Origin of the sequence: Arthrobacter sp. CAN_C5 (assembly GCF_017875735.1) — a bacterium.
GTDB lineage: Bacteria > Actinomycetota > Actinomycetes > Actinomycetales > Micrococcaceae > Arthrobacter_D.
In genome coordinates, this window is record NZ_JAGGMZ010000001.1 from 1,977,909 (window position 1) to 1,990,467 (window position 12,559).

The following is a 12,559-nucleotide window of genomic DNA, read 5'->3' on the forward strand; positions in this document are numbered from 1 at the left end:
ATAAGAAATTAAGCCCACAGCGAACATTTGGTGGGGCTCAGTGGAGGATGGCGGGTCTCTTTCTCACCGGTGTTTTCACGGCGGGGCACCAGCTGAGCCGCTTGAGCCGAACACCTCGACCGAACCGGACCGGAACCCCACAAACCGAACCGCACCCGAGAATCGGGCTGGAACCTCACGGGCATGCCCACGGAGCCGGGAGTCCAGCGAAGCTCAGGTAACCAGCTTCAGGGCCAAGCCAGACGCAGCACCAAAAAAACCTTGGGGCATACCCCAAGGAGCCGGTAATCAAGCCAGCCGCAGCACTAAACCAACCTCACGGCCAAGCCAGACGCAGCACTAAACCAAACTCAGGGCTAGGCGACGCGCGTGATCTCCACGGTCACATTCAGGGTCGACCCACCGCCACCAGAGAGGATGCCCTTCAATGGGGACACGTCCTTATAGTCGCGTCCGCGGGCCACCGAGACATGGAAGTCGCTGACCGGGCCCTTATTCGTCGGATCCCAGCCGCGCCACTCACCGTCCCACCATTCAACCCAGGCGTGGGACTGACCGGCGACCTTCTCGCCAACGCCCGCACCGCTGCGCGGATGCAGATACCCGGAAATGTAGCGTGCAGGAATGCCGACGCTCCGGAACGCACCAATCGCAAGGTGTGCCAGGTCCTGGCAGACACCCTTCCGCGACCCCCAGGCGTCCTTGGCGTTGGTTTGCACCCCGGTCACGCCCTGTACGTAGGACATTTCCTCCTTGATCCACGCGAAGATCGCATGAGCCGCCTGATGCGGGTTGCGGCCGTCAACGAGTTCCAGCGCCTTCGCGCTCACCTCGGGGTCGGGTTCGGTCAGTGCGGTCTGCGGGAGCCAGTCACCGTACTCGTTCGCGACGTCGTCGGACCTGAGCTGTTCCCAGGTGGCAACCTCGTCGTCGGCCGGGATACGTTCCATCCGGCTCACCTCGACGGTGGTCACCGCTGTTACCTCGAGGAATTCGTGGGCGCTCTGCATGTCGAAGGCAGTTACCCGGGTGCCCCAGTAGTCCTTGTAGGTCGACACGGCAGCGCTCGACGGCGACACCTTCAGCGTGGACTCCAGAACCACCTGCTGGGGGTCGGTAAGCGGAGTCATCCGGGCCTCGTTGTAGGACAGGGTCACCTTCCGCACGTAGTTGTAACCGGTGCGGTGGGTGATGAGCAAGCGGGTCATGAGAGTTCTCCCACCCAGGACAGTTCGTCTGCCTGGGAAAAGTAGGTGCGTGAAATCGCGTCCGAGGCCTTCGCACAGGCCTTCTGAACGCGTTCCATATGTTCCGGCAGTTCTGACATCAGGTCATCGGTCTGGTGGAACTCAAGGAACGTGCGGGCCTGCCCCACGATGCGGCTCGCGTCGTTGATGAATCCCACCCGGCGATAGGCGGGGTTGAGATTTGTCAGGCACTTCTCGGCGTCGCTGAGCGCGTAGACGATCGACCGGGGGAACAACCGGTCAAGCAGGAGGAACTCGGCGGCCTGCTGGTCACCGAACGATGCCCGACGGGTGCGCAGGAACGACTCGTACGCTCCGGCGCACCGCAGCATGTTCACCCAGGACAACCCCGCGGCGTGGACGTCGTGGGTGGACAACATCCGTGCCGTCATGTCGGCGCGCTCAAGGCTGCGGCCCAGCACGAGGAACTGCCAACTCTCGTCATGGCTCATGGTGGTATCCGAGAGCCCCCGAATCATCGCGGTGCGTTCCACCACCCAGTGGCAGAACCGGTAGGTGCCCACCACGTCCTTCCGGTGCTGGGTCAGCCCGTACCAGGTGGTGTTGAGGCTCTCCCACACACTGCCGGACACGGTTTCGCGGGCCCGGCGGGCGTTTTCCCTGGCAGCGCCGAGCGCCCCCGCAATCGAGGTGGTGCTCGTGCGGTCGTAGGCCAGCGCCTGCAGGAGGTCAGAGAGCTCGAGCTCGTCACCGTCCACCCGGCTGCCCATCACACCCAGCAGCTGGCGGGACACATCGCGCTGCTCAGCGCGGGGCATCTGGTTCAGTCGCTCCAGGTGGACATCGAGGATACGGGCTGTTCCGTCGGCACGCTCGACATAGCGGCCGATCCAGAACAGTGCTTCGGCGATCCGGCTAAGCATTGACGGTGTCCTCTCCATGGTTCCCGCGGTTGTCCCCGGCCGGGGCTTCGGTACACCCCAGCTGTTGCTGTTGCTGCTCCGGCTGGCGATCCTGCCATCCCGATTCGATCGGCCAGACCCTCTCCTGCACCGGGCGCCGCACCGTCTCAACGATCGGGCGCACCGGGGTCTGGTTCTGCTCGTCAACCACCCAGGTGTCCTTCGAACCGCCGCCCTGGCTGGAGTTCACAATCAGCGAGCCTTCCTTCATGGCCACCCGGGTGAGGCCACCGGGCAGCACCCAGACGTCGTCGCCGTCGTTCACTGCGAACGGGCGCAGGTCCACGTGTCGGGGGCTGAACTGGCCACCGGACATCGTCGGCACCGTAGACAGCTGCAGCACCGGCTGCGCGATCCAGCCGCGGGGATCAGCGGTCACTCGTTCCCGCAGGGCATCAAGTTCTTCCTTCGACGCGTCGGGGCCGATGACCAGACCCTTGCCTCCGGAACCGTCCACCGGCTTGACCACCAGTTCATCCAGCCGGTCAAGCACTTCCTCACGAGCCTCGGGATCCTCCAGCCGATAGGTGTCGACATTCGCGATGATCGGCTCCTCGCTGAGGTAGTAGCGGATCAGGTCGGGGACATAGGTGTACACCAGCTTGTCGTCGGCCACCCCGTTGCCCACCGCATTGGCAATGGTGACGGTGCCGGCGCGGGCTGCGTTGACCAGCCCCGGGCAGCCGAGCATGGAGTCGGAACGGAACTGCAGTGGGTCGAGGAACTCGTCGTCGATCCGCTTGTAGATGACGTCCACGCGCTGTTCGCCGGCGGTGGTGCGCATGTACACGCGGTTTCCGCGTGCGATCAGGTCGCGGCCCTCCACCAGTTCGACGCCCATCAGGCCAGCGAGCAGGGTGTGCTCGAAGTAGGCGGAATTGAACACACCTGGGGTGAGGACGACGACGGTGGGGTCTTCCGCCGACGACGGAGCCGTCTTGCGGAGCGCAGCGAGAAGTCGCCGCGGGTACTCCTCGACTGGGCGAATGTGCTGCTGCCCGAAGGCCTCCGGCAGGCCCTTGGCCATCGCGCGCCGGTTCTCCAGCACGTAGCTCACCCCGCTGGGGACCCGGACGTTGTCCTCGAGGACCCGGAAAGTGCCCTCCTGGTCCCGGACGACGTCGATCCCGGAAATATGCACCCGGACGCCACCGGCCGGGTCGAAACCGGACACCTGGCGGTGGAAGTGGGCGCTGGAGGTGATCAGCCGGCGGGGAATCACGCCGTCGGCTACGACAGCCATCTTGTCGTAGACGTCGTTCAGGAACGCTTCCAGAGCCCGCACCCGCTGGGTGACGCCCTGCTCCAGTACCTGCCAGTCGGTGCCGGAGATGACCCGCGGAACAATGTCCAGGGGGAAGGGCCTCTCTTCCCCCGCGTAGTCGAAGGTGACTCCACGATCCAGGAAAGTCCTGGCCATGGAATCGGCACGCGCGGTGACATCGGCGAGGTTCAGTTCGCTGAGGGCGGCGGCTACCTGGCTGTATTCACCACGGGCCTGCTGGCCGGACGCGAACATTTCGTCGAAGGCGGGCGTGCGGCTGGCGGCAGCGGCATAATCTTGGAAGAGATCGGACATGGGTTCAACATTGCCACGGATTTCTTGGAATACATATTGTGCAGTAGGTCACTCGTGTGGCGTTTTGAAGCGGCCTCAAGGGCGTCGAGCCTGGGAGAGCGTAGAGTGCCGCCATGACCCGCTATGTGATCGATCCGCCGACGCTCGTGCACCTCGTCAACCAGGACCGGCGCCCCAGTGCGGAGCATCAGCTGGTGGCACCGAATACCATCCGTTCGCAGGCCCTCGCCATCCTGTTTGCCGCCGTCCGCTGCGGGGAGCTCACCGAAGCGGAGGCCCTCAAACAGCACGACCGGATGACCGAGCTGAAGCTGCGGCTCCTGGGAGACCGGGTGTCTCGCCGGACCGCCTGGATGATCGCGCGGGATCAAGGCTGGGCCGCTACGGAATTTGTCAAGGTGAATGAGGCCAGTGGGAATTAGGCTGCTGCTTTTGTGTCGTTTTTCTCGGTTGGTTTGTTGATCCAGGCGGTGTTGGGGATGGCGAGGATTTTGGGGTCGTTGTTGGTGGTGAATCGTTCGGGTGTTTTTGCCCGTGCGGCGGCCAAGATTTTGGCTCGTTCGAGGGCTTTGCTGGCGGCCAGTCCGTAGTGGACATCCGCCGGTGTGTTGAGGCCGATTCCGGTGTGGCAATGGGTGTGGTTGTACCCGTCGACAAAGAAGTCCATGAACGCTCTCGCGTCGGGTAGGGAACTGAAGCGTTCGGGGAACGTGGGAGCGAACTTCAGCGACTTGAACCAGGCCTCACTGTACGGATTATCATTGCTGACCCGGGGACGGGAATGGGACCGGGTGACCTCCAGGTCCGAGAGCAGCGCCGCGACTGTTTTGGAGGTCATCGAGGTGCCACGGTCGGCGTGGACGATCTGCGGGATGCCGTGGATGCCGAAGATTTCCTTCATCATTTCCACGGCCAGTTCCCCGGACTCGTGGGCATGGACGTAGGCGCCGACGATGTAGCGGGAATAGATGTCGATCATGACGTAGCAGTCGTAGTATTTTCCCTTGATCGGGCCAGCGAGTTTGGTGATGTCCCAGGTGTAAACCTGTCCGGGTCCGGTCGCGACCAGCTCCGGCACGGCCCGCGCCGGGTGGCGTGCGATCCGGCGGCGTTCCTTGACCTGGCAGTTCTCCTCCAGGACGCGATAGAACGTGGAGATTGAGCACAAATAGACGCCTTCGTCCAGGAGCCGGGCATAGATCTGCACCGGCGGCAGGTCCACGAAATCCTTCGAATTCACGGTCGCCAGGATGTGGGCGCGCTCGGCCACTGAGAGCTTGTTTGCCGGCGCCGGGACCGGCGGAGGGTCTTCCACCGCGATGCGGGGTTTGCGGGTCGCTGTGGCCCTGGATACCCCTGCAATCACGGCCGCTTCCCGGGTAGAGATATCCGCCAGGGTGAGGGCGGTGTAGGCGCTCATCAGGGTTTCTTGTACCAGGGCTGCTGCTCCGCGCTTTCGGAGATATCCTCCAAAAGCAGCCGTGCTTTTTCCATTATCGACAACGCAGCTGCAGTCCGTGCCAGCTTGCGTTCACTCACCTCCAGCTGCCGACGTAGACGCCCGATTTCTGCCTGTTCAGCAGTGGGCTTGCCGATCTTTTCCCCGGGCTTTTTGCCCTCGAGGACACCGGCGTCGCGGAGCTTACGCCACTCGGTGATCTGGGAAGAATACAGGCCCTCGCGGCGCAGGTAAGCCCCGCCGCCGGTGCCATCGTCACAGGCCTGCTGGTACGCATCCAAGTACGCCAATTTTTGTGCCGGAGTGAACGACCTACGAGGGGTCGGGCCTCCGGACCTGGGGCCAGGATTACTCATCGACCCATTCTCCCGCGGCGGGGAAATTGTGGAGATAGACATTAGTGGTGATCCTGGTTCTCGCCCTACGAACTAGACGAAGTTGCTACGAAGTACTGGCCTCACCCAACCCTGACACGTAGGGCTATCGACGACGCCGAGTACCTCGCCGTCACCCGGCTCCAGGCCGATGCGCTCGTCACGGTGAATGAGGATTTCGCGGTGAAGGCCGATGGCGTGGTCCCGGTCGCTCCCCTGGGGTCCCTGTTCGCTGACTGATATTCCGGCTGCCACCCGTGATTGAATGACCGGGTGATGAACGAGAATCTCCGCCGCGATGAAGCGGCCCACCGGTCCAGTCTCCTGAGCGTCGACAGCTACGAGGTCCACCTTGACCTCACTGCGGCTGCCGACCCCGATGTCGCCGGCTTCCTGTCCCGGTCGACCGTCAGGTTCACCTGCGCCGAACCGGGCAGCGATACCTTCATGGACTTCATCAGCGGTGAGGTCCACTCGATCACCCTGAACGGCAGCGAGCTGGACCCCGCAGTCGTCGTCGACGGCGCCCGGATCAACCTGCCCGGACTGGCGGCAGAGAACACCGTCACGGTGACGGGAACAGCTCTCTACAGCCGGAGCGGCGAAGGAATGCACCGCTTCACCGACCCGGCCGACGGCGAGACCTACCTCTACACGCAGTACGAGCCAGCCGACGCCCGCCGTGTTTTCGCAAACTTTGAGCAGCCGGATCTGAAAGCCTCCTTCACCTTCTCGGTGACCGCGCCGAACGGGTGGATCGTGGCTTCCAACGGCGCGGAGGTCTCCCGGACAGAAGAGGAGCCACCCGCCGCGGCTGGGGACCGCGTGGCGGTGTGGAGGTTCGCTCCGACCGAACGGATCTCCACGTACATCACCACGGTCCTCGCCGGACCCTACTTCGCAGCCACCGACCATTGGTCCGGCACCCTGTCCGACGGCGGCACCCTGGAGATCCCGCTGGGTCTCTACTGCAGGGCGTCCCTGGCCAGTGCGTTCGACACCGATACCATTTTCGACGTCACCAAGCGCGGGCTTGAGTACTTCCACGAGCGGTTCGAATATCCCTACCCGTTCGGCAAATACGACCAGGCGTTCGTTCCGGAGTACAACCTCGGAGCCATGGAGAACCCGGGCCTGGTCACGTTCACCGAGAGCTACATCTTCCGGTCCAAGGCAACCCACGACGAGTACGAAGCCCGCGCCAACACCATCCTGCACGAGATGGCCCACATGTGGTTCGGCGACCTGGTGACCATGTTCTGGTGGGACGACCTCTGGCTGAAGGAGTCCTTCGCCGACTACATGGGCGCCCTCGCGGTGGCCGAGGCAACCGGCTCCGCCACCTCGTGGGTGAGTTTCGCGAACCGCCGCAAGGCGTGGGCCTACCTCCAGGACCAACTGCCCTCCACCCACCCGATCACCGCTGACATTGTTGATCTGGAAGCAGCCAAGCAGAACTTCGACGGCATTACCTACGCCAAGGGTGCCTCGGTGCTGAAGCAGTTGGTGGCCTACGCCGGCAGCGACGCGTTCTTCGAAGCGGCCCGCGCCTACTTCAGGAACCATGCCTTCGGGAACACCCGACTGGCCGACCTGCTCTCAGCCCTGACCGACGCCACCGGCCAGGACATGACCGGGTGGGCCCAACAGTGGCTCCAGACCTCCGGTGTGCCTTCGCTGGGTGCCGAGGTGACGGTCGACGACGACGGCGCCTACCGCTCCGTAGTGATCCATCAGGAGGCCGTAGACCCGGTCACCGGTGAATCAGCGTTGCGGCCGCACCAGATCCGGCTGGGACTCTACAGTCGGGTCGCCGGGGCCCTCATCCGCACCGGCACCGTCGATGTGCGCATCAACGGTGCTCTCACAGAGGTTCCGGAACTGCGCGGTACGCTCCAACCGGATCTGCTCCTGATCAACGACGACGACCTGACCTACGCGAAGATCCGCTTCGACGACCGCTCCCTGGCGACCCTGCTGAAGAGTGTGGGGCAGCTGGACGAGCCGTTGGCACGCGCGGTGTGCCAGGCCGCACTGTGGTCGAACACCCGTGACGCCGCGCTCTCCGCGGCCGACTATGTCGGCGCTGTCCAGCTGGCTGCGCCCGGCGAGACGGGCGTCGGTGCGTTGCAGGTCATGCTGCGCAACGCGCACTACGCCGTCGAACACTATGCGTCGGCGGAGGGACGCGGGCAGCTCCGGGAGCGGTTGTTCGGCTTTGTGGTGGACGGCCTTCGCGCCGCGCGGCCCGAATCGGACCAGCAGCTGGTCTGGGCACGCGCTGCCGCCGCGCTGGGTCGTCACAGCGACACCCATTCGGACCTCTTCAGAGCGCTGCTGGAAGGACAGGACCGCGTGCCCGGACTCGCCGTCGACGCCGAACTGCGCTGGCTCCTCTGGCAGGCCCTCGCTGCCCAGGCACGTGCGTCCGCAGTGGACCTGGAGGCTGAGCTGGAACGCGACCGCACTGCGGCTGGCAAGGCCGGGTTCACCCGGGCATCCACCTCGGTTCCCGACCCGGCCATCAAGGAGAAGGCGTGGCAGGAAGCGGTGTTTGGCACCCGGCTCTCCAACGAGCTGCTCTCGGCGACGATCGCTGGGTTCGCTGAAGGCCCGGACGAGCTGCGCGCCCCCTACCTGGAACAGTACTTTGCCGAGATTGGGCGGGTGTGGGAAACCAGGGGCATCGAGATGGCCAGCCGGATTGTGCGCGGACTGTTCCCCGGCTCCCAGGACCTTGAGCCAGGGTTGCCAGCAGGGGAACATCGGGTGGTGCGGGCGGCCGATGCGTGGCTGGCGGACCACCACTCGGCCCCTGCCGCCCTGCGGCGGATCGTGCTGGAGGAACGCGACCACCTGCTGCGCTCACTCCGGGCGCAGGAGAAGCAGGCCCGGTAGGGAAAGATCCGGTGCCTAGGGCACCCGGTAAAGCCAGTCGGAGGTGCCGAATTTCTCGTCCACGAGCTGTCCGGCGCGGGCGAGCTCAGCCTCGGTGAAGGTCGAGTCCTGCGCACCGTACCGCGCCTTGAACGTGTCAATCATGACCCTGATGATGTCCTCCCGGCTGCGACCGGTCTGGCGGCGGAGCGGGTCGACCCGTTTCTTGGCGCTCCGCGTGCCCTTGTCGGACAGCTTCTCCTTGCCGATCCGCAGCACCTCGAGCATCTTGTCCGCGTCGATGTCGTAGGACATGGTGACGTGGTGGAGCATTCCGCCATTGCTCAGCCGTTTCTGCGCTGCCCCTCCGATCTTGCCGACGTCGGTGGCGATGTCGTTCAGCGGCTGGTACCAGGCCTCAATGCCGAGCGTCCGGAGGGCCTCCATCACCCAGGCATCCAGGAACGGGTAGGACTCGGCGAAGCTCAGCGAATCCACGAGGGTTTGCGGCAGGTACAGGGAGTAGGTGATGGCGTTACCGTGTTCCATGAACATCGCTCCCCCGCCGCTGACCCGCCGGACCACGCTCACGCCGTGCCGCGCCACCCCGTCAGGATCGACCTCGTTGCGCATCGACTGGAAACTGCCGATCACCACCGACGGCGATTCCCACTCCCAGAACCGGAGGGTCGGGTTGCGACGGCCGTCGCCCACCTCACGGGTCAGCACCTCATCCATGGCGACATGCATCTCGGTGGACAGGGGCGTGGGGGCGATGACATCCCACTGGTGGTCGGACCAGCCGGTAGCCAACCCCAGCGCGCGGCGGACCGCCGTCGCCACCGCCTCCGGGGAAAAGCCGAACAGCTGGGCTGCCGGGTCCAGGCCCTGCGCGACGGCCGCGGTCAGCTCCCCGTGCGTCGCAGCTGCCGGCTGGCCCTCCAGCGCCCGGTTGATGTCGTCGAGCGCCTCATCGGGTTCAAGGAAGAAGTCACCGTTAATTGACACCTTGGTCAGGAAACCGCCGTCAACGGTGAAGTCAGCGGCGACAAGCTTTCCGCCGGGCACCTTGTACTCGCCGTGCAGTTCTCCCGCGGGGAGTGGGCTGGTCATCTGGTGGCTCCTTGGAGGCGTAGTGGGTGGTGAACGAGAAATGGGTCCGGACCACCGAAGTGGTCCGGACCCATCCGGCAGAACTAGGCCGCGGTCGGCGTTACTTCTTGCCGAAGCCCTTGAAGCGGGCGTTGAAGCGCTCCACGCGGCCGGCGGAGTCCATGATCCGCTGCTTGCCGGTGTAGAAAGGGTGCGATTCGGAGGAGATTTCGACCTCGACCAGTGGGTAGGTGTTCCCGTCTTCCCATTCAATGGTCTTCTTGGAGGTCACGGTGGACCGGGTCAGGAATGACTTCTCGGACGCGAGGTCGCGGAAGACAACCGTTGAGTACTTGGGGTGGATATCAGACTTCACAGTGTTACCTTCGTTAGTTGCCTGGATTTGGCCAGGCACAAGGGGGTTGGAAAAGTTGTTTGGCCCGTGGACCAGCAACCTACTCTACCGCACCGCGCGCCTTCGCGGCTAAAAGGCCAACGGTGCGCGTGGCCCGCCTAGCTGAGGCGGCATTCCCAGAACGCGACGGCGCTGGCAGCGGCCACATTGAGCGAATCGACGCCCGCCCGCATCGGGATCTGCACGCTCTGGTCGGCGAGGTCCAGGGTCGCCTGGGTGAGCCCGTCGCCCTCGGTGCCGAGGACCAGGGCCAGCCGCTCGTGGCGTGCCGCGCTGAGCTCGTCGAGGTCCACGGACCGCTCCCCCAACGCCAGCCCCGCAACCACAAACCCGGCGTCCTGCAAGTCGGCGAGCTGGGTTGGCCAGTCGGTCAGCCGCACCCAGGGCACCTGGAAAACGGCGCCCATACTGACCCGGATCGCCCTCCGGTACAGCGGGTCGGCACACCGGGGACTGATCAAGACGGCGTCGACGCCGAGCGCCGCAGCGGAACGGAAGATGGCACCGAGGTTGGTGTGGTCGACGATGTCCTCCAGGACCGCGATCCGGCGGGCTCCGTTCAGGACGTCGGCAAGCGCCAGCGGGCGTGGCCGGTCCATGGCGGCCAGGGCCCCGCGGTGAAGATGGAAGCCGGTGATCTGCTCAAGGATGTGCTCGGTCCCGACGTACGCCGGGACGTCCGGGAACCTGTCCAGCAGGTCCTGCAGGTCGGGCAGCCACTTGTCGGTGAGGAAGAAGGACCGCGGCGTGTGGCCGGCGTCGACCGCGCGGCGAAGCACCTTGGTGCTTTCGGCGATGTAGAGACCCTCGGCAGGCTCCCTGCGACGGCGCAGCTGGGTGTCGGTGAGCGAGGTGTAATCCGACACCCGCGGGTCGGCCGGGTCAACGAGCCGGTGGATGCTCATCCGATCACCAACCGCGCAACCATGATGTACAGGGCCACCAGTCCGAGCGCCACGATGATGGAGCGCAACACCACCGGCCGCAACCGGCGGCCGATCAGCGCGCCCAGGAACCCGCCAATCAGCGAGCTGACCGCGATGACCAGCACCACCCACCAGTTGATCCGGTCAAAGGCGAAGAGCATGTAGGAGATTCCCGCCACCACGTTCACAGCCAGTACCAGCAGGTTCTTCACCGCCGTGGCATTCTGGATGGTTCCGTGGAGGAAGATCCCCAGAATGCCCACCAGCAGGATCCCCTGCGCAGCCACGAAGTACCCGCCGTAGACGCCAGCCAGGTACACCAGGATGGTCAGTCCGACGGGGTGCGAACCGGTGGATTCTCGGCGTTCCGCCCGGAGGAGGACCCGTCGTTGCAAGGCGGGCTGAAAAATCACGAAGCCGAGGGCGATGATGATCAGCACCGGTGCGGCGAATTCGAACACCTGCTCCGGGAGATTCAGCAGCAGTGCCGCCCCGGTGATGCCGCCCAGGATTGAGGCGGGCAGGAGGCGCAGGATGGTCGAGCGGAGGCCAGCGAGTTCCCGGCGGTACCCCCAGGTGCCCGAGACGCCGCCGGCAATCAGCCCCATCGCATTGCTGATCGTGGCAGTCACCGGCGCAAACCCCAGGGCGAGCAACACGGGGAAGGTCACGAGGGTGCCGGAGCCGACCACCGAGTTGATGGCGCCCGCCCACAGCCCGGCGACAAAGATCAGGGCGCCCTGCAATAGTTCCATCAGCAGGTTCCCTGGATATCAGGCGCTGACGCGGGCGACAGCCGTGTAGCGGCCGTCCTGCTGGCGGACGTCCAAGGGCACGTCGAACGCCGCGCTGAGATGCTCCTCGGTGAACACGGTGTCGATGGGGCCGGACGCCACGATCCCGCCGTCGCGCATCAGCATGGCGTGGGTGAACCCCGGAGGCACCTCTTCCAGGTGGTGGGTCACCAGGATCATGACGGGTGCTTCCTCGTCCTGCGCCAGGGTGGTGAGGCGGCTGATCAGGTCTTCCCGGCCGGCGAGGTCGAGTCCTGCGCCGGGCTCGTCCAACAGCAACAGTTCGGGGTCGGTCATCAGGGCACGGGCGATCTGGACCCGTTTGCGCTCCCCCTCACTGAGGGAGGAAAACTTGCGGTTCATGAAGGTCGACATGCCCCACGTGTCGAGAAGGGCGAAGGCCCGGCGCGCGTCCTGCTTCTCGTACTGCTCCCGCCACCGGCCGGTTACGCCGTAGGAGGCGGTAACGACCACGTTCAGCACCGTTTCGTGCTCGGGAATCTGTGCGGCGAGGGCCGCGGAGGCGAGCCCGATGCGTGGCCGTAGTTCAAACACGTCAACGGCACCGAGTACTTCATCGAGAATGCCTGCCACTCCGGTGGTGGGGTGGATCCGCGCTCCGGCCACCTGCAGCAAAGTGGTCTTGCCGGCACCATTGGGACCCATGATCACCCAGCGTTCGCCCTCCTTGACCTGCCAGTCCACACTGTCCAACAGCTTCTTACCGCCCCGGACAAGGCTTACCCCAGCTAACTCAAGAACATCACTCATAGCACTAGACATTAGGCCAACTGCCGGGGCAAACGCGAAACGGCTCACCCGTCACCGGATGGGTCCCGTGGACGGCGCCGTCGCCGGGCAACGATTTCGGAC

At 64.9% G+C, this 12,559-nt stretch carries 11 protein-coding genes; 2 read left to right on the top strand and 9 right to left on the bottom strand.

Annotation, left to right across the window (positions count from 1 at the left end):
* Positions 1-356: 356 nt before the first annotated feature.
* Genes H4V95_RS09320 through H4V95_RS09330 form a run of 3 tightly spaced genes read right to left on the bottom strand, consistent with a single transcriptional unit; the run spans position 357 to position 3,749 of the window.
* On the bottom strand, positions 357-1,208 hold the full coding sequence (locus H4V95_RS09320; protein WP_196866908.1) for a transglutaminase family protein: 852 nt from the start codon (positions 1,206-1,208) through the stop codon (positions 357-359).
* Positions 1,205-2,131: an alpha-E domain-containing protein gene (locus tag H4V95_RS09325; RefSeq protein ID WP_196866907.1), complete on the bottom strand. Its 927-nt coding sequence runs from the start codon at positions 2,129-2,131 to the stop codon at positions 1,205-1,207. Before H4V95_RS09325 ends, H4V95_RS09320 begins: the two co-directional genes overlap by 4 nt.
* Positions 2,124-3,749 carry a circularly permuted type 2 ATP-grasp protein gene (locus H4V95_RS09330; RefSeq protein ID WP_209730046.1) on the bottom strand — a complete coding sequence of 542 codons (1,626 nt, stop codon included), beginning with the start codon at positions 3,747-3,749 and terminating at the stop codon, positions 2,124-2,126. The genes H4V95_RS09325 and H4V95_RS09330 overlap by 8 nt, the downstream gene beginning before the upstream one ends.
* Before the next feature lie 113 nt (positions 3,750-3,862).
* Between H4V95_RS09330 and H4V95_RS09335 the strand changes: the two genes are divergently transcribed.
* Positions 3,863-4,171, top strand: coding sequence for a hypothetical protein (locus H4V95_RS09335; protein WP_209730048.1), 309 nt, complete (start codon positions 3,863-3,865; stop codon positions 4,169-4,171).
* Here the strand turns inward: H4V95_RS09335 and H4V95_RS09340 are convergent.
* Positions 4,168-5,564, bottom strand: a protein-coding gene (locus H4V95_RS09340) for an IS3 family transposase (RefSeq protein ID WP_395939811.1) whose coding sequence is annotated in 2 segments (ribosomal slippage) — positions 4,168-5,213 and positions 5,213-5,564 — 1,398 coding nt in all. Because the reading frame shifts where the segments join, the coding sequence is not laid out codon by codon here. The two genes, H4V95_RS09335 and H4V95_RS09340, sit on opposite strands and share 4 nt — an antisense overlap.
* Positions 5,565-5,858: 294 nt before the next feature.
* On the opposite strand from H4V95_RS09340, the gene pepN reads away from it, so the two are divergent.
* A complete protein-coding gene (gene pepN / locus H4V95_RS09345; RefSeq protein ID WP_245345639.1) occupies positions 5,859-8,480 on the top strand; it encodes an aminopeptidase N in 2,622 nt (873 codons plus the stop codon).
* A gap of 15 nt (positions 8,481-8,495) precedes the next feature.
* Here the strand turns inward: pepN and H4V95_RS09350 are convergent, their stop codons facing one another.
* The 5 genes from H4V95_RS09350 to H4V95_RS09370 all read right to left on the bottom strand — a co-directional run bounded on the left by H4V95_RS09350 (position 8,496) and on the right by H4V95_RS09370 (position 12,457).
* Positions 8,496-9,572 carry a biotin/lipoate A/B protein ligase family protein gene (locus H4V95_RS09350; protein ID WP_196866903.1) on the bottom strand — a complete coding sequence of 359 codons (1,077 nt, stop codon included), beginning with the start codon at positions 9,570-9,572 and terminating at the stop codon, positions 8,496-8,498.
* A 100-nt stretch (positions 9,573-9,672) separates the two neighbouring features.
* A complete protein-coding gene (locus tag H4V95_RS09355; protein ID WP_171585149.1) occupies positions 9,673-9,927 on the bottom strand; it encodes a type B 50S ribosomal protein L31 in 255 nt (84 codons plus the stop codon).
* A gap of 137 nt (positions 9,928-10,064) precedes the next feature.
* Positions 10,065-10,871 carry an RNA methyltransferase gene (locus H4V95_RS09360; RefSeq protein ID WP_209730050.1) on the bottom strand — a complete coding sequence of 269 codons (807 nt, stop codon included), beginning with the start codon at positions 10,869-10,871 and terminating at the stop codon, positions 10,065-10,067.
* Positions 10,868-11,647, bottom strand: a complete 780-nt coding sequence (locus H4V95_RS09365; protein WP_196866901.1) for a sulfite exporter TauE/SafE family protein — start codon at positions 11,645-11,647, stop codon at positions 10,868-10,870. The genes H4V95_RS09360 and H4V95_RS09365 overlap by 4 nt, the downstream gene beginning before the upstream one ends.
* An 18-nt stretch (positions 11,648-11,665) precedes the next feature.
* Positions 11,666-12,457, bottom strand: coding sequence for an ABC transporter ATP-binding protein (locus tag H4V95_RS09370; RefSeq protein ID WP_196866900.1), 792 nt, complete (start codon positions 12,455-12,457; stop codon positions 11,666-11,668).
* Between the last annotated feature and the right edge of the window lie 102 nt (positions 12,458-12,559).